The organism is Pseudoalteromonas sp. S16_S37 (assembly GCF_014694405.1).
Lineage (GTDB): Bacteria > Pseudomonadota > Gammaproteobacteria > Enterobacterales > Alteromonadaceae > Pseudoalteromonas.
The window spans coordinates 1-20,907 of sequence record NZ_JAAUWV010000056.1 but is presented as its reverse complement, the minus strand read 5'-3'; the positions used below and the strand labels follow the sequence as shown (position 1 = coordinate 20,907).

General features: G+C 41.6%; 18 protein-coding genes. 8 read left to right on the top strand and 10 right to left on the bottom strand.

The window, feature by feature from the left end:
• Positions 1-55: 55 nt before the first annotated feature.
• A complete protein-coding gene (gene arcB / locus HC733_RS18335; RefSeq protein ID WP_190366454.1) occupies positions 56-2,389 on the bottom strand; it encodes an aerobic respiration two-component sensor histidine kinase ArcB in 2,334 nt (777 codons plus the stop codon).
• 211 nt (positions 2,390-2,600) lie between these two features.
• On the opposite strand from arcB, the gene folE2 reads away from it, so the two are divergent.
• The 4 genes from folE2 to HC733_RS18315 all read left to right on the top strand — a co-directional run bounded on the left by folE2 (position 2,601) and on the right by HC733_RS18315 (position 5,991).
• Positions 2,601-3,521, top strand: coding sequence for a GTP cyclohydrolase FolE2 (gene folE2, locus HC733_RS18330; protein ID WP_190366453.1), 921 nt, complete (start codon positions 2,601-2,603; stop codon positions 3,519-3,521).
• An 80-nt stretch (positions 3,522-3,601) separates the two neighbouring features.
• On the top strand, positions 3,602-4,192 hold the full coding sequence (locus HC733_RS18325) for a DUF2726 domain-containing protein (RefSeq protein WP_190366452.1): 591 nt from the start codon (positions 3,602-3,604) through the stop codon (positions 4,190-4,192).
• 127 nt (positions 4,193-4,319) lie between these two features.
• Positions 4,320-5,027, top strand: a complete 708-nt coding sequence (gene mtnN / locus HC733_RS18320) for a 5'-methylthioadenosine/S-adenosylhomocysteine nucleosidase (protein ID WP_190366451.1) — start codon at positions 4,320-4,322, stop codon at positions 5,025-5,027.
• Position 5,028: 1 nt separating this feature from the next.
• The gene (locus HC733_RS18315; protein WP_238937615.1) at positions 5,029-5,991 is read left to right on the top strand and encodes a cobalamin biosynthesis protein CobD/CbiB; all 963 of its coding nucleotides are present in this window, start codon (positions 5,029-5,031) and stop codon (positions 5,989-5,991) included.
• A 67-nt stretch (positions 5,992-6,058) separates the two neighbouring features.
• Here HC733_RS18315 and tyrS read toward each other — a convergent pair whose 3' ends face one another.
• Complete coding sequence (tyrS, locus tag HC733_RS18310) at positions 6,059-7,258, bottom strand: tyrosine--tRNA ligase (RefSeq protein ID WP_190366462.1); 1,200 nt, start codon at positions 7,256-7,258, stop codon at positions 6,059-6,061.
• Positions 7,259-7,405: 147 nt separating this feature from the next.
• Between tyrS and HC733_RS18305 the strand changes: the two genes are divergently transcribed.
• Complete coding sequence (locus tag HC733_RS18305) at positions 7,406-8,731, top strand: peptidoglycan DD-metalloendopeptidase family protein (protein ID WP_190366450.1); 1,326 nt, start codon at positions 7,406-7,408, stop codon at positions 8,729-8,731.
• Between the two features lie 93 nt (positions 8,732-8,824).
• Here the strand turns inward: HC733_RS18305 and mdh are convergent, their stop codons facing one another.
• On the bottom strand, positions 8,825-9,763 hold the full coding sequence (mdh, locus tag HC733_RS18300) for a malate dehydrogenase (protein WP_190366449.1): 939 nt from the start codon (positions 9,761-9,763) through the stop codon (positions 8,825-8,827).
• A gap of 256 nt (positions 9,764-10,019) precedes the next feature.
• Between mdh and argR the strand changes: the two genes are divergently transcribed.
• Positions 10,020-10,487: a transcriptional regulator ArgR gene (gene argR, locus HC733_RS18295; RefSeq protein ID WP_190366448.1), complete on the top strand. Its 468-nt coding sequence runs from the start codon at positions 10,020-10,022 to the stop codon at positions 10,485-10,487.
• Positions 10,488-10,515: 28 nt separating this feature from the next.
• Here argR and HC733_RS18290 read toward each other — a convergent pair whose 3' ends face one another.
• The 5 genes from HC733_RS18290 to HC733_RS18270 all read right to left on the bottom strand — a co-directional run bounded on the left by HC733_RS18290 (position 10,516) and on the right by HC733_RS18270 (position 16,600).
• Positions 10,516-11,439 carry a Dyp-type peroxidase gene (locus HC733_RS18290; RefSeq protein ID WP_190366447.1) on the bottom strand — a complete coding sequence of 308 codons (924 nt, stop codon included), beginning with the start codon at positions 11,437-11,439 and terminating at the stop codon, positions 10,516-10,518.
• Between the two features lie 25 nt (positions 11,440-11,464).
• Positions 11,465-12,496: an ABC transporter ATP-binding protein gene (locus HC733_RS18285; RefSeq protein WP_190366446.1), complete on the bottom strand. Its 1,032-nt coding sequence runs from the start codon at positions 12,494-12,496 to the stop codon at positions 11,465-11,467.
• The gene (locus HC733_RS18280; protein WP_190366445.1) at positions 12,493-14,109 is read right to left on the bottom strand and encodes an ABC transporter permease; all 1,617 of its coding nucleotides are present in this window, start codon (positions 14,107-14,109) and stop codon (positions 12,493-12,495) included. Before HC733_RS18280 ends, HC733_RS18285 begins: the two co-directional genes overlap by 4 nt.
• A 16-nt stretch (positions 14,110-14,125) precedes the next feature.
• Positions 14,126-15,130, bottom strand: a complete 1,005-nt coding sequence (locus HC733_RS18275; protein ID WP_190366444.1) for a Fe(3+) ABC transporter substrate-binding protein — start codon at positions 15,128-15,130, stop codon at positions 14,126-14,128.
• 801 nt (positions 15,131-15,931) lie between these two features.
• Positions 15,932-16,600, bottom strand: coding sequence for a DTW domain-containing protein (locus HC733_RS18270; RefSeq protein ID WP_190366443.1), 669 nt, complete (start codon positions 16,598-16,600; stop codon positions 15,932-15,934).
• 70 nt (positions 16,601-16,670) lie between these two features.
• Here HC733_RS18270 and HC733_RS18265 point away from each other — a divergent pair, with 70 nt between their 5' ends.
• Both HC733_RS18265 and HC733_RS18260 read left to right on the top strand, forming a co-directional pair.
• Positions 16,671-17,210, top strand: a complete 540-nt coding sequence (locus tag HC733_RS18265) for a GNAT family N-acetyltransferase (RefSeq protein ID WP_190366442.1) — start codon at positions 16,671-16,673, stop codon at positions 17,208-17,210.
• Positions 17,211-17,252: 42 nt separating this feature from the next.
• Positions 17,253-17,645, top strand: coding sequence for a DUF2750 domain-containing protein (locus HC733_RS18260; protein ID WP_190366441.1), 393 nt, complete (start codon positions 17,253-17,255; stop codon positions 17,643-17,645).
• A gap of 16 nt (positions 17,646-17,661) precedes the next feature.
• Here the strand turns inward: HC733_RS18260 and HC733_RS18255 are convergent, their stop codons facing one another.
• Positions 17,662-19,110: a phosphomannomutase gene (locus tag HC733_RS18255; protein ID WP_190366440.1), complete on the bottom strand. Its 1,449-nt coding sequence runs from the start codon at positions 19,108-19,110 to the stop codon at positions 17,662-17,664.
• The gene (locus tag HC733_RS18250; protein ID WP_190366439.1) at positions 19,097-20,506 is read right to left on the bottom strand and encodes a mannose-1-phosphate guanylyltransferase/mannose-6-phosphate isomerase; all 1,410 of its coding nucleotides are present in this window, start codon (positions 20,504-20,506) and stop codon (positions 19,097-19,099) included. The genes HC733_RS18255 and HC733_RS18250 overlap by 14 nt, the downstream gene beginning before the upstream one ends.
• Between the last annotated feature and the right edge of the window lie 401 nt (positions 20,507-20,907).

Genomic DNA, 20,907 nt, shown 5'->3' with positions numbered 1-20,907 from the left:
AATGGTTTCAGGGAGTTTTGCAATTATTGGATAAGGGGCTAGTTGGCCCCTTATTTTATTTGCCGTTATTCTTTATCCCTAACAGACTTAGAGTTTGTTCCAATAAAACTATCCCATCTGCAATTTTGACTTCTAATTCATTTATCCACTGCGTTAAAATTTCAACTCTGTGCTGATGTGCTTCCAATTCCATCTTTTTGGTATGTAACTGAACTTGATGTAATCCTACAGAGCCTGCAGCGCCTTTAAGTTTATGTGCAACGGACGCATACTCATCAATGTCGTCATTGCTTAAAGATTGACGTAGTTCAGCACAATATTTAGGGTTGAGCGTTTTAAATAAAGTGACACTACGCTCGAAAGCTTCTCCACCCATAGAGTCGATGAAATCTGTTATTGTATCTATATCTAATTCATGTCTCTGCTGTTCACTGAAAGTGATACCTTCGAGAAACTCTTTCGCACCAGCTTGCTTGGCATCTATGCCAAATAACTCTGCTAACATTTTATCTAAGCGAGTTGTATTTATTGGTTTAGCCAAAGCCCCTTGAATACTAATACCTTCTAACTCTTGCTCTGCGCTACGCACGTTAGCAGTTAATGCGACAATAGGAAGATTATCAAAATGGCTGTCGGCACGAATTTCTCTGGCAACTTGGTCACCGTTAATATCAGGTAGCTGCATATCAAGTAAGATAAGATCTAAATCATCTTCAGTGGCAACTAAAGACAAGGCATCTTCACCGGTCTCAGCCCATATTACTTCATGCCCGCGCTGCTCCAATAAGTTAGTCGCTATCTCCGCATTTAATGGCACATCCTCAACTAACAAAATATATAGACTGCGCCCAGCATAACTTTGTTGTTTTGGTGCACTACACAAAGTCAGTGGAATTTCCACATCAAATCGACTCCCCTGCCCTTCAATACTACTAACTCGAATGCAGCCCTTCATTGCGTGCACTAACGCTTTAGTAACAGCCAAGCCAATTCCCGAACCTATCGCATTAGCGCCCGTCAAATCAGGGGCTTTATAGTACATGTCAAAAATACGTTCTTGTTGATCGCTTGGGATCCCAACGCCAGTGTCAATGACACTAATATTTAACCAAGGTCCTGATTCTCTATTTTCTCGCTTACATTCGAGCGTAACACTGCCTCGATGCGTAAATTTAACGGCATTATTAATTAAGTTCCACAGCACTTGCCTTAAACGCGTTGGGTCTAACAATGCGTAGACATCCAAAACCCCTGAGCGATTAATGGTAAACTCGAGTCCTTTTTGATCAGCTATCAAACCGGCAAAGTTCACCACATCATTGATAAAGTCTGAAACATTAATACTGTCTGTCGCTATGTCTAACTGCTCACGATCAATCTTATCTAAGTCGATAATGTCGTTAAAAATATTGCCGAGCGTTTCAGCGCTAGAAAAGATGGTGTTACACCAGCTCTTTTGCTGTTGAGACAACTCAGTGTCCAATAACATACGTGTTAAACCGACTATGCCGTTCAAGGGGGTACGCAGCTCATGGCTTAAGGTCGCGATAAACTTGCCTTTGTCTTTGTACGCAGTCTCTAGAGCCTGTTCAGCTTCTTTACGACTTGTAATATCTCGACCAAACGCTAACAAACCTATGTACTTACCATCATCGGTAATAAAGGGAAGTTTGCGCATTTCAAACCAACGATTTTCGTCGTTAACGGGGTATTCGACGTCTAACGTGATAGGTTTATGGGTTGTGGATACTTCAGTATCTGTGCGCAGGACTTCAGGTAAATAACTTTGCGGATAGATTTGTTCTACTGAGCGGCCAATGAGTTCCTCACTGGGCTTACCAATGACTAGCTCGAACATTTTGTTGCAACCAGCAAACACCCCATTTTCATCACGGTAGTAAAATAAGTCAGGTGATGAGTCCACGATGGAACGCAATAGCATGCCTTGTTGTGCAAGCTCTTGCTGGGTCTTCTTTCTTTCTGCAATTTCTTTACGTAACTCTTCAATGGCTCGATGCTTAGCATGCAATGCCATTTTACGCTCATCAATCTCATTATTTAGGCGATTGATATTATCTTTTAATGTTTGGTTGAGGAGTTTTTCTTGTTGAGTTGCTGACTCAAGATAGCTCTTAGAGTCTTCCAGTTGGTGAATTGAGCGGATCATAATCGATATCAGAATAGGAGAAGTCACCGCGGAAAAAAACATAACAGCCAGTACATCGACTATTTTTATTTCACCCAACGCAACATAGTAAAACATACAAGATAAAATGAGTGCGACTAACAAGATGAAAAAATAGCACATAAAGCTGGCAGGCTTTGCACCATATTTACTGACTAAATTTGCTAATACACGAGCCCACGGGCCAAAAGAAGATTCTGTCATAGTAACCATATACCCAATTTATCCGCATATTATACGCAAGCAACACCAAGATGCGAATAATCCTTTTTGTTAATACTGACGCAATTAAGACTGTAATAACTTATGCACAAAATACATATTTCTGTCATGTTAAAGCAATTCTTATAGGGGCAACTCGTCCATTTATAGTGTAATATGCCCGCTTTTAATTGTCGTGACTATGAGGGTTTAGATGCAAACCATAATGCCAGATATTGCTGACACAGCTGAAGCCTTGCAAACCGGAACTTTAGATTGGGTCGGTATGGGCAACATTGAGTTACCCCTGTTATTTTCAAGTAAAGGATTATCCGACACCACAGTCACAGCCAAAGCTGACGCTTTTGTAAACTTGCATAACGAGCAAGCCAAAGGTATTCATATGTCTCGCTTATTTTTGGCTTTAGATACCTTGTCTTGTGAACAAACGCTCACTCCAACTACGCTCAAGCAAGTATTAGAAAGCTTTGTCGCTAGTCATCAAGATTTAAGTAATGCAGCTAAAGTTGTAATACATTTTGAATTACCACTGCGTCGTCCTTCTTTATTAAGTGGTAAACAAGGTTGGAAAAGCTACCCTGTGACTATTACAGCAAGTTTAATCGAGGGCCACTATCAACTAGAAGTTGCCGTAGATGTTACCTACTCATCAACTTGCCCTTGTTCTGCCGCCTTAGCAAGACAACTTATTCAAAAAGCGTTTACTGAGCAATTTGCACAACAGCAACTTAGCTTTGAACAAGTACATGACTGGCTTGGAAGCACACAAGGTATTGTGGCAACACCACACTCTCAGCGGAGCATCGCCAATATCAAAGTGAAGGTGCCATCGGATAGTCAAGAGTTTGACATTTTAGCCCTCATTAACAGTACTGAAAATGAACTCAAAACCCCCGTTCAAGCGGCTGTTAAACGTGAAGATGAGCAAGAGTTTGCTCGACTAAACGGTCAAAACTTAATGTTTTGTGAAGATGCTGCAAGAAAACTTAAAGCGCTATTTGAGATGTCGCACTATCAAGATTACTACATTAAAATTAACCATTATGAGTCATTACATGCGCACGATGCAGTAGCTTACGCAGTGAAAGGCTTACCTCAAGGTTACCAAATATAAAATAATCCAAATAACACTCCAAACGGGCACGACATTTGCTTACATAACTATAAATTGTCAAATTGTCGTTGGAGTGTTTTATGGAATTTGCTTTATTATCAATATTAGCTCTGGTGGTCATTGCCTCTGTCGTTGCAGCTAAGTATACCGATGCAGGGGGAAATCCTTATCCATTTAACAAAAAAGAGTCTGTTTTTAGTAATGTAGAAGCTTCGTTTCTCACTTTATTAGAAAGAGCTGTGGGTGATAGATTCAAAATTGTGAGTCGTGTCAAACTCATAGACTTAATTGAGTGTAAACCTGGCCTGTCAGATAAAGCGCGCAGAGCGGCATTAATCAAAGCTAAAAATAAACAATTAGACTATGTACTTGTTGATAAAGATACTTTAAAAATCATGGCCGCAGTTGATTTGGTAAATAACGCCAATAAAAGCGGTCACAAGGCACAGCGCGATTGGTTTGTCAGTGGTGCGCTTGAGTCTGCTGGGATCCCTCACATTAGAATGAAAGTAAAAGCGGGCTACAAGTCTTCTGAAGTGCGTAGCGCGATTCTTTTTAAACTTGGTAAAACCGCCAAAACACCAATTAGAACTCGCAATCGCACAGAAAAGCCGGCGGTGCTTTCACCGTCTCAAGCCAAAGCGCAATCGACACAGTTGGCGGAAATATAATCTTTATATTTCGCATAAGAAGCAGGCAAATGCCTGCTTTTTCTATGTCTGTAATAAAGTGAATGAAACTCGCATTTATGGCTTGCTCAGGTATACTACTGGGCAAGTTTTTTTAGGAATTTATATCATGAAAATCGGTATTATTGGCGCAATGGAGCCTGAAGTTGCCATCTTGCGTGAGGCAATTCAAAACAAACAACAGCTCACTAAAGGTGGTTTCACGTTTTACACAGGCGAATTAGCTGGCCACACTGTTACACTTGTACAGTCAGGCATTGGTAAAGTAGCAGCGACTGTAGCGACAACCCTACTCATTGATAACTTTCAACCTGATTGTGTGATCAATACGGGTTCTGCAGGTGGTTTTGAGCCGAGTTTAAATGTCGGTGATGTGGTTATTTCAGATGAAGTAAAACATCATGACGTAGATGTAACTGCATTTGGCTACGAAATCGGTCAAGTACCCCAAATGCCAGCTGGCTTTAAAGCGCATCCAACATTAATTGAAGCAGCAAAGCAAAGTGTAGCAAGCCTTGCTGACACACAAACAATGACTGGCTTAATTTGTACCGGTGACTCGTTTATGTGTGACCCAGTTCGTATTGAAAAAGCACGTGCTGATTTTCCGACAATGCTGGCCGTTGAAATGGAAGGTGCAGCAATAGCGCAAACTTGTCACGTACTTGATACTCCATTTGTGGTTATTCGTTCTTTATCGGATATCGCAGGTAAAGAATCTCCGCAATCTTTTGAAGAGTACTTAGAGGTTGCTTCTGTTAACTCTTCAAAATTAGTCACTGCGCTACTTGAAAAGTTAGTAGACACTAAGCTGTAAGATGCTTTTAGAGTTTATGCAAGCCCAGCAGGGCTTGCTCATCTTTATTTTATCACTCGCTGCTGCACACTCTGTTCCGCTGCTTAACAGCTATCATCCTAACACCATCTTATCTTTGGTTTTTAAAGCAATAGCTAAACGCGTCTACAGAAGCACTGCGCCCGGGGGGTACCAGCATTTAAGTGGCACACTCGCATTTTTGTTACCTTCTTTAACTGTCATCATTTTATGTTTTGCCATCGCCCAGTTTGCCTATTACCCAAATTGGTTAGGAGGAATTGTGCTGTATCTATGCTTAGATACAAGAGTAACCATACGGGCTAAACGCATAGCCACCCTACTCAAGCAAGGACAAAAATCCACTGCAAGGCAACTACTTAGTAACATCGTTGCCAGAGATGTAGAGAAACTATCAAGCGTAGGTATTAGCAAAGCCTGTATCGACAGTACCAGCCTAACAACCGTAAGACATTATTATATGATAATCATATTCTACTTATTGTTAGGACCATTGGCGGCTTTAACTTATAAGCTTTTGCTGTTATGCGATCATGCATGGCGTAGCGAAATAAAGCCAAATAGTCGCTTCATGAGTACATTGAAAAGCAGTATTTATATTATCGAGTGGCTCCCAATAAGAGCTTTTGTTTTGCTGGTTGCGATGCCGTTACACGTAAAAAAGGTCATGCATTACCTAAAACACTATGCACGTTACTTTTATCAAAAAAATAGTGGCTGGGTTTTGTCATTATTTGCTGCAAACTTAAAAGTACAACTTGGCGGCCCATGCTTCTACCTTGGTGATCGCTTTGAGAAGATGAGACTGGGTATTGAACGCCATCCAGAGCCCAGTGATATCGATTCGTTGCTCAACTTACTAAATAGGATCAGAGTGTTTTTCTTTTTGGTCTTAGCACTTTGCTGGCTAACCTACTTATTAAGCGCAACATTCTTAAAAATTTAGTTTCATAAAGTAAAAAGCCAGCGACTGGCGCTAGCTAATTTATACTTTGCTGAGTATGCCTAGACAGTTAGTTTACCGTCACTTTCGCAAACTTACGTTTACCAACTTGATAAATGGCTGTACTGCCTTTCTCAACGGCCATTTTGCTATCGGTGATTTTGTCTTCACCATTTAACTTTACGGCACCCTGTTTGATCATACGTATCGCTTCTGAAGTACTTCCTACTAATCCTGCATCCTTAAGAAGGTTTGTGATAAACGTTGTAGGCTCATCAATGGTGATGGTAACTTCAGGAATATCGTCAGGCAGTGCGTTTTTCTGGAAGCGGTTGATAAAGTCTTGATGTGCAGCTTCTGCGTCATCGGCACTATGAAAACGCGCGATCATCTCTTTTGCAAGCTCGATCTTGATATCACGAGGGTTACGGCCACCTGCAACTTGCTCTTTCAAAGCAGCAATTTCTTCTAATGAAAGCGCACTTAACAACTCATAATAACGCCACATCAAATCATCAGAGATAGACATTACCTTGCCAAACATATCGTTAGGTGCGTCAGTAATGCCGATATAATTACCCAAAGATTTCGACATTTTTTGCACACCGTCAGTACCTTCAAGCAGAGGCATCATCAATACGGTTTGCGGTCTCTGTCCTTCTTCTTTTTGTAATTCACGCCCCATGAGAAGGTTAAAGCGCTGATCTGTACCACCCAGCTCTACATCCGCCTCAAGTGCTACTGAATCCCAACCTTGAACTAACGGATACAAGAACTCATGAATCGCAATTGACTGGCCACCTGCATAACGCTTTTTAAAATCATCACGTTCAAGCATACGAGCGACAGTTTGACGTGCTGCTAGCTTGATCATCCCAGCACTGCCTAATTTTTCCATCCAAGTAGAGTTAAATGCTACTGTTGTTTTGGCTGGGTCTAAAATTTTAAAGACTTGTTCTTTATAGGTTTCAGCGTTAGCAAGAACATCTTCTTTGGTTAAAGGTTTACGGGTAACATTTTTTCCTGTTGGGTCACCTATCATGCCGGTGAAATCACCAATAAGGAAAATGACTTCATGACCAAAATCCTGAAATGTCTTTAACTTATTAATCAGAACAGTGTGACCTAAATGCAAGTCAGGCGCTGTTGGATCAAAACCCGCTTTAATCTTGAGCTTTTTACCTGATTTGAGTTTTTCTTTTAAGTCATCTTCTATAAGAATTTCTTCTGCACCGCGTTTTATCTCTGCAAATGCAGTTTCAAAGTCCACCATTCATCGCTCCAAATATTCAGTTTATCGCCCGATTCTAGCCTATATTGACGCGAGTTTAAATGCACAAAATACTGGTATTGCTGCTTTATTGCGTATATCCTGCAATATTATCAGTAAAAATCTTGACAGCAGAAAAGGCGCCTTATGGTTGACGTGGTGTATAAGCTCCCTAAAAAACACAAACTGCTTATTATTAGTCTCATCTCATTAATGATGATCGTTGCGCTATGGCCTTCAGAAAAAGCAACCGCATCTAAAGATCACGATAAAAATGCATTAGAAGTAGGTAAACGATATGAGTTACCTGTAAAAGTCAGTGAAAAAACAGAGCACCTGACTGAGTTAAATGCCGCTGACACGCCTAGTGAGACAAAAAAAGTAGAATATAGTTTTATTGATCATGAAGTTAAAGCTGGCGACAACCTCGCTATTATTTTTAAAAGAGCGGGTTTTTCAGCACAAACATTGCACCAGCTGGTTAATACCAATGAAGAGACGCGTAAGCTTACCAAAATTCACCCTGGTGAAGTACTAAGCTTTGCAAAAGATAAAGACGGCAAACTAGCTCAACTTAAATACGTACTATCTAAAACAGATACCTTGTTTGTTACACTAAACCAAGACGATAGCTATGACACGGCTATCAAAAGTAAAGAAATTGAAACGGTTGCTAAGTCTGCTGGCGGCGAGATCTCTTCAAGTTTTTGGACTGCGGGGATCACATCTGGGCTGTCTGAGCGCCAGATCATGAACTTTGCGGATATCTTTGGCTGGGACGTTGACTTTGCCAATGATATTCGCAAAGGAGATAGCTTTTCTATCATTTATGAGTCTCATTTTGTAGATGGTGAAGAAATTGGCACAGGCAAAATTATCGCTGCGGAATTTATCAACCAAGGTGAGCGCTACAGCGCCATTCGTCATACTGATGGCAATTTTTATACGCCAGAAGGACGCAGCATGAAAAAAGCGTTTTTACGCGCACCGGTTAACTTCAAATATATTAGCTCTAGCTTTAATCCTCGCCGTAAACACCCTGTAACAGGCAGAGTTACAGCGCACAGAGGTATTGACTATTCCGCACGCACAGGCACGCCAGTTGTTGCCTCTGGTAATGGTAAGGTTATTAAATCAAGTTATAACCGACTAAACGGCAACTACGTATTCATTCAGCATGGCAGCAAGTACGTAACAAAGTACCTGCACTTAAACAAACGCATGGTTAAAACAGGTCAAAAAGTGAAGCAAGGCCAAAAGATAGGTACTGTGGGCGCTACAGGTCGTGTAACCGGCGCGCACTTACATTATGAGTTCTTAGTTAATGGGGTACATCGTAATCCAAAAACAGTAGAGCTGCCTAAATCAGAGTCGTTACCGCAAGATCAGTTAGCGGCATTTAAGCCGATTGCTAAAGACTTGCTTACGCAATTAGAACGCAATCGAGAACTAAGATTGGCGATGAATAACTAATTTAAACCCTATTATAAAAATGGCCTCTGTTGGGGCCTTTTTTATAGGCATAAAAAAGCCCGCAATCAGCGGGCTTTTCAATTACTTAATGGCTTATTTTGCCATGAAGTCAACACCTTCTTGGATGTCTTTTTTCAATGTTTCAAGCATATCTTCTTTGGCTTTTTGCTCGAATGCACTTAGCTCGCCGTAAGGTAGGATTTCTTCTACACCGTTTAGGCCAAGACGCACTGGATGTGCAAAGTAAGGCGCATCGCCATTCTCAACAGCAACGTATGCATAATCTACTACGTTGCTCTCGCCTTGTAGACCTTTAACTAAAGAGAAGCAGAAACGAGCTGCTGCTGCACCCATTGAAAGTGTCGCAGAACCGCCACCCTCTTTAGCGTTAACTACTTCAGTACCTGCATTTTGAATACGTGGTGTTAGTGCTGCTACTTCTTCATCTGTGAAAGTTACACCTGGAACTTGAGAAAGTAGAGGTAGGATAGTTGTACCTGAGTGACCACCGATTACTGGTACTTTCACTTGTGATACATCAACACCTTTAAGCTCAGCAACAAATGCTTCTGAACGAATAACATCAAGCGTTGTTACACCGAATACGCGTGAAGCTTCATAAGTACCCGCTTTTTTGAATACTTCAGCTACGATTGGTACAGTGCCGTTCACAGGGTTAGTGATAACACCCACTAGTGCTTTAGGACAGCTTCTAACAATACCTTCAGCCAACGTTTTGATGATACCAGCGTTCACGTTGAATAAGTCGGCACGGTCCATACCTGGTTTACGAGGCATACCCGCTGGAATAAGTACGATATCAGCGCCTGCTAATGCAGCGTCTAAATCATCAGCACCAAAACCTGCAACTTTAACTGCAGTTGGAATGTGAGAAAGGTCAACCGCTACACCAGGAACTACTGGTGCAACATCGTATAGTGCTAGCTCAGAGCCTGCAGGCAAGCCATTTTTTAGTAAAAGTGATAAAGCTTGACCGATACCGCCAGCGGCACCTAATACAGCAACTTTCATGTGAATTCTCCATAATTTGAAGGTGGAATTGAATGAGCTGTAAAGATAATGAAAAGCGCCGCTAAAAACAAATTAATCCGAGTTATTTTCATGATTTTTTCGACTATAGTTGTAAAGCTTTACACACTCTACTCTTTACGATTAGCAAATCTCATCTTGTACTAATGATAAGCAATCACGTTAAATGCGAAAATTTGGGTAACTAGCTAGTTTTGTGTAAAATCCAACAAACCGCTTTAAAAAGAAATGAAACGTTATGCAACCACAAGAAAAACAAGAAGCTTTAATCAAGGCTTTTAAAGCTCTGCTAAAAGAAGAAAATTTTGGTTCTCAAGGGGAAATTGTTGACGCCCTAAAAGATCAAGGGTTTGATAATGTCAGCCAAAGTAAAGTATCACGCATGCTCAGCAAATTTGGTGCTGTAAGAACCCGAAATGCCAAACAAGAAATGGTCTATTGCTTACCAGCAGAAATGGGCGTACCAACAGCAAAAAGCCCTTTGCGTCAGCTGGTTATTGATATTATGCATAACGAAATGATGATCATCATTCGCACCAGCCCAGGTGCTGCTCAGCTAATTGCACGCTTACTTGACTCACTAGGCACAGCCGATGGTGTATTAGGTACGATAGCCGGCGACGATACAATATTTATCGCGCCTGCAAAAATCTCAGAAATCGACGCAACATTAGAGCGTGTTAAAACACTATTTGATAACGTTTAAGTTTGTTGGAGTGAGCAAAGGCTTTTGCTCACTCTGATTGTTCACACAATTTTGCCATATCATTTAAAAACTGCACAGAAGGCGCAAAAAATGCAGCCCCCATGTCGGCTTGGCTGTAATCCAGCAATGGATCGTAGCACTGTGAATTACCAAGCCGAGAAGTCAGTACCTGCTCAAATGCCGAACCATTTGCAGAACAACTTAACCACAGACTCCCCTGCTCAAAAACGTCGCCAAAAGGCATGCTTTGATCTAGCAACAATGCCTGCCCTTGGTCATCTTTTAATTCAGTTAATGTTGCATGACTATCCGGTTGAATAGGCTCAAGCAAGGTATTATCTAGACGTGTACGTCCCATGATCTGCTCTTGCTCTACCAATGGCAAACGCTGCCAAGCATCGATATCAAACTTCACGCGCATCACGTGCAAGTAACTTCCTTGGTCGTCTAATTTTTGCGGATTATTTATCAGTGCGACTTGGCGCTTAAAACGCCCATGAGGGGCATTCGCACCATAGACAAAACCATTGAAGTCACGTCCATCTAAAAACCGAAAACCTCGTACATGCGCAACTAACTCAACACTGGGCGCCAGCATATGCAAAACACTTTGCGCGAAGAGGTAATTAACATCCTCTCTATCTGAGCGGATCACATATAAAAGATCGAACGGCTGATAATGAATAACATGCTCAGAGCTAGTCACATTAGGAAAGCTCTTAAGTTGCTCAGGAATAAACTCAGGGTAGATATGTGGCCAATACTGCGCACCTATCGCAACAAAGCTGGATACCATAGATTCAGAGAACCGATCGCTCAATTCATTTTGCAAACGTTCACAATTGGCTAGCGCAGCACGAACGGCTTCATCTTGACCTTCTAGTACATTAAAAAATAGATGCAGCCCGTGTAGGTTTGCTTCAGCACAGACCCCTGATTGTGCTTGCGCCATGCTCGTTCCTTTTATTCATCTGGTGTTAAGAAAAGAAATTTACCGCATGTGCCTTAATTTTTAAAGAGACAGGTTTAGTTGTATCTAATAATTGCTCGGCAGGTGCAGGAACTTCAAGTTGTTGATCGTCCACCTTTATATGATAGACGTAATCCGTCCCAATGAACCTTTGTTGTAAAATTTCCACTTCACCAGAGGGTGAATTGACAAGTTCTAAATGCTGTGGACGCACATAGATTTGTCCTTTGTCTTGTGTGTCAGGCAAGGCAACAACCGAGCTGACTTGGCCAAATTTAGTAATAACACTTTGACCGTTCAGTCGATTGGCATCAAGATAGATCCCTCGACCTAAAAACTCAGCAACCGCTTTGTTGCTTGGTTTTTGAAATAAAGCCTGAGCACTATCTAATTGTGCAATTTTGCCCTCATGCATGATGGCCAGTTTATCAGCAAATGCAAACGCTTCATCCTTTGAATGACTAACAAAAATGGCTGAGACTTGCTGATCTTTAATGATACCGCGAATGTCATTGATCAATTGAAAACGCACTTGAGTATCAATATTAGAAAATGGTTCGTCCAGTAATAATAAGTTTGGTTTATAAGCCAAAGCTCTTGCTATCGCAACACGTTGCTGCTGCCCTCCTGAAAGTTCGTGCACAAAGCGTTTTTCTAAGCCTTCAAGCCTGACAAGTTCCACCATCTGAGCCACACGTATCTGACGTTCTCTCTTTGGCAATTTTGATAAACCAAATGCAATATTTTGAGCCACATTTAAATGTGGGAATAAGGCGTAGTCTTGAAACATCATACCTATATTACGATGCTGTGGAGCAACAAACAGTTGCTCGTTGCTCATGCATTGCCCATGGATAACAATCCGCCCACGTTGTGGCTTAATTAAACCCGCAATGGCTTTTAATGTCGTTGTTTTTCCACAGCCACTGGCACCTAGAAGACAAACGATTTCGTTATGAGCAACGGTGAGATCTAGCCCATTTATCACATTTTGTTGTTGATATTGATACGATACTTTTTCTAGGATGAGACTACTCATTGGCTATGCTGTTCCATTGAACGATTGACAATATATAACGGGACCAAACCGACCATAACAATAAACAGTGCTGAGATAGATGCCAATTCCAACTGCTCATCACTCACATATTGAAATACATGGGTTGCTAATGTTTCGTAATTAAAAGGGCGCAATAACAAAGCGGCTGGCAATTCCTTCATACATTCGATAAAGACTAAAAGCGCGGCGGTCAATATCCCCCTTTTTAATATTGGGAAATGCACTAGGCTCAAGGTTTGTAACAGGTTTTTCCCCATGCTTTGGCTTGCCATATCCAAAGATGGACTAATGCGTACATAGCTTGCTTCAACAGCACCGTGAGCAATCGCGTAAAAACGCACAATATATGCGAATATCATCGCAAAAATACTACCACTTAGCAGTAAACCGGGTTCAAAACTGCTCTGAGCAAACCACTCGTTAAGTTTGTTATCAAGCAAGGTTAAAGGTAAAAGCACCGCGATAGCGAGTACCGTACCTGGTAACGCATACCCTGTGCTGGCAAACTTACCCGGTATATATTTACCGCTATGCTCGCCAATTCGTTGGTAAAAAACCACGATTAAACTCATCACCACAGCAATTGCACTTACCCACAAAGCAATCTTTAAGCTTTGCCAAGCGTATACAAAAAACTCACTGCTCCAAGCTTGCTCAAAATAATCAATGGCATAGCCAAGTAAAACGCCAACTGGTAGTGCAAAAGCAAAGAACAACACTAATACGCAATAAAGCGTTGCAAACAAGGCTGGTTTACCGTTAAGGGTATAAAGCGCCTCGTCATTAACACTGGTTTGACGCTCATGAACAACACTGTTTTTTCTACTCATGCGCTCTAACGCTAGTGAGATAAACAAAAACAACAACATGATGCCTGATATTTTCGCCGCTGCCGTCAGCGAATAATATCCCAGCCAAGTATCATATACTGCCGTAGTAAGCGTACTGACTGCAAAATAGTGAACAGTGGCAAAATCAGCCATGGTTTCCATGCTGATCAAAGCCAGTGCAGCCACCACAGCGCCGCGAGCCATTGGTAGACTAACCTTGAAAAAGCTCTGTACTGGGCTTTGCCCCATCAGCTGACTGGCTTGAACCAGTTTAAATGACTGCTCTCGCAAAGCGGTTTTAAATATCAAATACAGATATGGATAGAGCACCAAGGCAATCATTACCGCTGCCCCAGGTAAAGTACGTATATCAAAAAACCAATAATCATTGTGAGATTGCCAGTCAAACCAAGCTCTTAATTGAACTTGAATGGGCCCTGCGTAATCAAGTAAGTCGGTGTAAATATAAGCAATGATATAAGTTGGCATAGCCAGCGGTAACATTAGCGCCCACTCAAAAAAACGTTTTCCCGGAAACTGGCAGTATGCGGCTAACCAACCAAGCGGCAGTGCAATGATACAACTGAGTATCAAAACGCCTAAGATTAATAGCAAGGTATTGCTAACATAATCCCAGAGCACGGTTTCCCAAAGATGCGAGAACACCTCTGAGTCACCTTGTAATGATTCAAAAATTAAAAAGGCCAGCGGTGCCGATAGGCATACACCTATCGACCAAGCAGCCAGTTGCCATCTAGACAAACATCAGCCCCTTAAATTACAGATCGAATTTTACTTCATCAATTAATTTAAGTGCCACCGGACGATATTTCGCAATCTCGACCAGCGGCAAGCTGTCTTCTTTGAACTTACCCCAAGATGCAACCAGTGGAGATAACTCAACGCCTGGCTTTACTGGGTATTCCATATTCACCGATGCGTACATACTTTGCGCTTCATCGCTGCTCATAAACTCAATTAATTTCAGCGCATTGCCTGCATTTTTGGCGTATTTAGTCATTACTACACCAGAGACGTTTAAATGAGAACCTCGGTCTTTTTGGTTAGGAAAGTTAATATATACCGACTCAGCCCAAGCTTTTTGCTTGTCATCTGTTAGCATTTTTCCGAAGTAATAGCTGTTGCCTAGCGCTAAATCACACAACCCTTCTTTCACAGCTTTTACTTGAGCACGGTCGTTACCCTGTGGTTTACGTGCCAAGTTTGCTTTAACGCCCAATAACCATTTTTTGGTATTTTCTTCACCATGATGTGCAACCATCGAAGCAACAAGACCTAAGTTATACGGATGTTTACCTGAACGCGTACAAATTTTCCCCTGATATTTAGGATCAGCAAGCTCTTCATAAGTTAGCGACTTCAGCTCACCTAAACGCTCTTTTGATGAATAAACATTACGAACCCTTTTAGTCAAAGCAACCCACTCACCCTTAGGATCTCTAAATGCAGATGGAATGTTATTATTCACTTTTTCACTGTTTATAGGCTGCGTCAGCTCAAGCTCTTCTAATTGCATGAGCGCGCTAAAGTTGGAGGTTAATACTAGGTCTGCGCGGCTATGCTGACCTTCTCTTTTAACTCTCTCGATCAAGCCCTTTTTGGCAAAAACCACATTAGTTTTGATACCAGTTTGGGCTGTAAACTTATCTAAAATTGGCTGAATTAGAAAAGGTTGACGAAATGAGTAAATATTTACTTCTTCATTAGCAACAGCGGGGGTACATAGTAACGAGGCACACACAGCAGCGAGTAATCGCTTCATAATCAAGCTCCAATTTTACGTTTATTCTTATTCGGGCAATTCTAACCTTTATCACTGCATTATACACCCCAAAGCAAATACTAATCATCTGCATCTTTGCTTACAAAAGCGAAAGAGTAGAATTTATATGTGAGATATGTCTCACTAAGCACAGGGATATGAAGGAACTGACTGCTGTTTATACCACCAAATAAAATATAAGTAATTGTAATTATTAACTTTTACATCATAACAAATCGTTTCGAACAAATTCATAAACATTTTAGTCGCTGTTCGAGCGTCCCGATTGCTCTATACTTTAAAACAAGTTCAGGATGACATCGGTTTTAGCAAGCTGATTAAACGGAATGAGCACATTGTTTACTAGATTGTAAGCGCAATGGAAGGCAAATGGACGCACAGCGGATTGTGTTTTGGAATAGACATATTCGGACGTCTTATTCCGCAGTGACGCATTAAGGATTTGCTACGGACTAGCATATCAGAGTGTAGGAAGCACAGAGGAAAATTATGTTCTAGGAAAGAACGTAATTAGGATTAGAGCCACAGGGCTCAAAATGGATTCAAAAGGAATTTGGCAAGGAGATACAGCTGGAAGCTGTTTTCAATGGAGGGAGCGCACGGAGCTGCAAGGATGAATAGGACATTAGCAGGATGCTAGATTTCGCACCAACAGAACGCCAAGCGAAACCAAGGAACTTGACGTATTAGGAGTTGATAATTCAACATAGCAGGACGCTATAAAAGATTCCGTCAGCGCGACTCATTGAGTCGCGCTTCTTTCTTTAACCTTAAAAAACACTACCCTTTTTGCCGCTTTCCTTTCAAATACGCATCTCTGAAATCAATAAAATGCTGAGTAAGCCTTTGTGCAGCTTGAAGTTCACCATTTTGTTCTAATACAACGCATGCAACTTCTGCAGTACCAAGCTGATGTGCATGCGGTGCAACACGAAGCTTGTAATCAGATAACGATTCTGGAGAGACTGATAACACAGGCAGACTATCGAGATAAGGGCTTTTTCTAAACATCTTTTTGGCTTCTCGCCAAGTACCGTCTAAAAAAAGATACAAAGGCACTTTATTTGATAGCCTAGTAACTTGTGTGATAACACGCTCAGGTTCTACATTATCCGCTGGAAACACTACGATAGGCTGATAAATCGGGTTATTCAGCAGCTCAATGAGCGCCGCATCAGGCTCGGTTCTATCCCATCTAAATGCATGATTATCTGGAATAATATCCGCAATTAATCGTCCAGTATTGGATGGCTTGAAGCTTTCATTATGGTACATTAATAAGCACACTGCGCTTTGACAATCATCTGCCACTTTAATGCCATCGCAGATACACAAGCTTTGCGCTAATAAACATGCTTCACAACGGCTTAGCTTTGACCCTCTGGCCTTGTACTCACGCTTTGCAGCGGCTATTTGCTGTTGGCGTAATGCCAATACGGAATTGTTCACTGAACACCCTCAATTAGACTGGGCGCGTATTGTAATAAAATTCAAACTTAAAAGCAGTAACGGAGAAAAAATGACTATCGCTAACTCAGAACGCTTAAGCTATCGCTTAATGAATGAAAACGATGCTCACTTACTTTTTGAACTAGATCAAGACCCTGCAGTGATGAAATACATCAATGGCGGGGTACCGAATACTATGGACGACATTAATAATACATTTATTCCACGCCTAAAAGCATTCACCAACGTACAACAAGGTTGGGGTTTATGGCAGGTGAATATTGCCGAAACCGGCCAATTTATTGGCTGGATATTGGTGCGTCCGATGGGCTTTTTTAATAATGAACGTGTTGACAGTGACTTAGAGCTAGGCTGGCGTTTTAAACAATGCACTTGGGGTAAAGGCTATGCGAGTGAAGCGGCTAATCATATAGCGCACACCTTGGCTTCGAACTTGGCAATTCACTCTTTTAGCGCCACAGCCTTACCAGATAACCTAGCCTCTATCGCCATAATGAAAAAACTAGGGATGTGCTTTGTTAAAGAGTATATCCATAAAGATCCTTTGGGTGATTGCAAGGCGGTATTATATAGAAAAAACTTGCGTTAAGATGAGCTAACCTACTCTGGCAAGAATAACCACGGATAATTTATGGATACACCTATTAGTCCCGACCGAATTAAAGCGTTGTTAAGCAACGATAATGCACAACGCTATAAGTATTTACTCAAAGAAGTAACTAAAAGCGAACAAATCTGGATCCTGACCGATGAACACGGCTGCGTGATGCTCAACACTGATAATGAAGATTGCGTTCCCATTTGGCCAAATAGAGAGTTTGCTCAGCTTTGGGCTACGGATGACTGGCAAGCATGCGAGCCACAAGCTATCAGTCTTAAAAAATGGCATGCTAAATGGACCGATGGCTTAGCAGATGACGAGTTGGCTATTGCTGTATTTCCAGTACCCGAACAGGATGGTTTAATCGTTTACCCTGACGAGTTTGACTATGAACTGGTACAATACAGAACCCGAAAGTCTTGAGAATTGAGAGCCACCTTTATCTGTTAGGCTCTAGCTGCTTTAAATCCACAGCAGCTACTTTTGTTAACGTGCGCTTCACCAAAATTTTGGCTTTATCCAAACTGGAGCTTTCAGCATAACACCTAAGTTCAGGCGCATTCCCTGAAGGACGAAGGTGAATAATATCATCATTGTCGAGCGTTATTCTCAATCCATCGGTATCGTCAATTTTGAGGATACCCGTATGTTCCACGCATAAGCTATTCAATAGCTTATACGGAGACTTTAGTCCAAGCTGAATAATTGTATGTGCAACTTGTTTATCTATATTTTGATCTCTATCGCTGTAAGTAAATCGTTTGGAAAAATCGACAACTTGGCTTAATGATTTAACTTGACTCAAAGCTAATGCGCAAAGTACAGGAAGTACGGCATCTCTGGTCATTAACCTATCAATTGTCACATTATTTTTAGTACAATCACTGCCTAATAAAAAGCCGCCATTGGCCTCAAACCCCGCAAACTGTGTGCTGCTATTTGCCAATTCATTGAGTGCAGCAATCACATAAGGAGAACCGATTTTCGTACGAATAAGATGTTTAAAAATACCGCAACTTTCGATCTGCGTATTACAATTAATCGGCATTGCGATGCTTTTGATTTCAAGATATTGAGCGGCTAGCAAACCCAGTATATCTCCTGCGATATACTCACCTTTTTCATCCGCAAGCAGCGGCCTATCGCCATCGCCATCTGTGGTAAATAAAGCATCTAACATTAACTCTTCAGACCAAATTTTCGCATTTTGTCTGTCGTCGTCACTGACGGCTTCGGTGTCGATTGCAATAAAATCGTCACTGTGTCCAAATACAACAACCTCGGCACCTAATGCGCTAAAAATAGGTTCATACATATACCGACCAGCGCTGGAGTGCAGATATATTCCAACACGCTTGCCTTGTAAAATATTGCTTGGGAAAAAATCGATGTACCGATTTATGTACTGCTTTTGTGCATCTTGGTTTATCGTTGGAAGACTCGCGAGCTGGAATTTAGGAAGCGGAACCAGCACATTGATGATCAACTGCTCATCAACTTTGGATATTTCTCCTGCCGTAGAATAAAACTTGATGCCATTGCGTTCAAAAGGTATGTGACTACCAGTTACCATGATTGCTGGTATTTTTTTTTGTTGCGCAGCATACGCCAATGCGGGTGTTGGCACTACACCATAAAACTCTACTTCTATATCAATGGCTTTAAGCGCCGCTACGCAGGCTTTAACAATATCTGGACTACTAGGCCGATTGTCCATTGCAATAGCTACTTTATGTGGTTTGTCCCTACATATTGCAACAAAGGCTAAAGTAAAAGCGCCACAAACTTGCGGTGTAAATTGTGTTACTAACCCCCTAGCTCCACTAGTACCAAATGCAACACCACTATGAGCAATGACATGATTTGAATAGATATTAGTTGCGACCATATTTGTCTTCAAAGCGCACAATATCATCTTCTCCTAGGTAAGAGCCAGATTGAACTTCGATTAACTCCAAATTGACTTTACCTGCGTTTTCTAACGAATGAACCTGCGCAATTGGAATATAAACTGATTCATTTTCCGTTATATATTTCTCCTCACCTCCTATCATTACTTTCGCTGTACCAGCAACTACAACCCAATGCTCTGCTCTGTGATGATGCATCTGTTTTGATAATTTACCGCCAGGCTTTACCGTGATCCGCTTAACCAAAAAGCGCTTCCCTTGGTCAACTGCTTCGTATTTTCCCCACGGACGATAAACTTCACGATGAGTACTCGCTTCAGGCCGATTTTCAGTTTGCAACTGATTGGCTATCTCTTTGACCTTTTGCGTGTGCTCTTTATGTGCCACCAATAACGCATCCTTGGTGTTAATGATCACTAAGTTTTGCACACCAATTGTCGCCACGAGCTTATCTTCGTTTAGTATCAAGGTGTCTTGCGTATCGAGTGCTTTCACATCACCTTTCGTAACATTTCCGTGCTCATCTCTTTGCGCTACATCCCATAATGCAGCAAATTCCCCAATATCATTCCACTTCGCATCCAATGGTACAACCACAGCGTGTTTAGTATGTTCCATCACCGCGTAATCTATCGAATCATTTGGGCATGCACAAAATGCCTCTTGGTCTATCCGAATAAAATCTAGATCAGGCCTTTGCTCATTCATAGCCTTTTTACATGCCGAGTAAATATCGCGCTGATATAGTTTCAGTTCTTCAAGGTATCGGCTTGCCTTAAACATAAACATACCGCTGTTCCAGTAATATTTGTCGCTATCAAGGTAATGTTGGGCAAGTTCTGAGTTGGGTTTTTCAACGAAGCTATCAACCCGATACCCATAAGGCAACTGAGCTTGTCCACATTTTATATAACCATAGCCAGTATGGGGATGCATGGGAACGATGCCAAAAGTGACCAGGTGATTATTGTTAGCTAATATACAGGCCTGCTCAATGGCTTGATGAAATGCCGCTGTATCAGCTATAACATGATCCGCAGCCAATACTAATAAAACGGGGTCTAGGCCTTTTTCAAGCGCTTTTAAAGCGGCAAGTGTAATGGCCGGTGCGGTATTGCGTCCTTCGGGCTCCAGCAAGATCTGCGCATTCACCTGGTCAATTTGCCGAAGTTGTTCTGCTGTAATAAAACGGTGTTCTTCATTACAAATAACCAAAGGATTTTCGTGTGACAGTCCTTGCAAACGCAGCAGGGAGTCCTGAAATAGCGAGTGTTTTGAGTCAGTTAGCGTGAGGAATTGCTTAGGGTATTTTTCTCTAGATAGCGGCCAAAGGCGCGTACCTACGCCACCTGCAATAATAACTGGTTGAAACATTTTTTTACCTCACTCTACACATCTAATTGGCGGTACTGTCAGAGCATAGAGCCCTCTCGCCGCCCAAGCCTGATATTGTAAACCAGTGAGCTTAGTTGATGATAGTGTATGATACAACCATGCTGCCTTGTGTCGCTAGTTACGCTTATTTACAAAACAGCCTCTTTGCTTGAGGCTGTTTTATTGCATTATCTTTCGTTCCCATTAGAATACGCCCTCCCCAACTATTTGGAAGAAGTAAATAATGGAACTTAAAAAACTTGCCTTTGCAGTGGCAACACTTGGTGACCTTACGGCAAGATAGCGCAAATAAGTAAAAACCATCCGGCATACTTGATTGCAACCTAAACAACTAAGGTGTGATCAATGAATACCACAACATCATTAGAGCAAATTAAAGC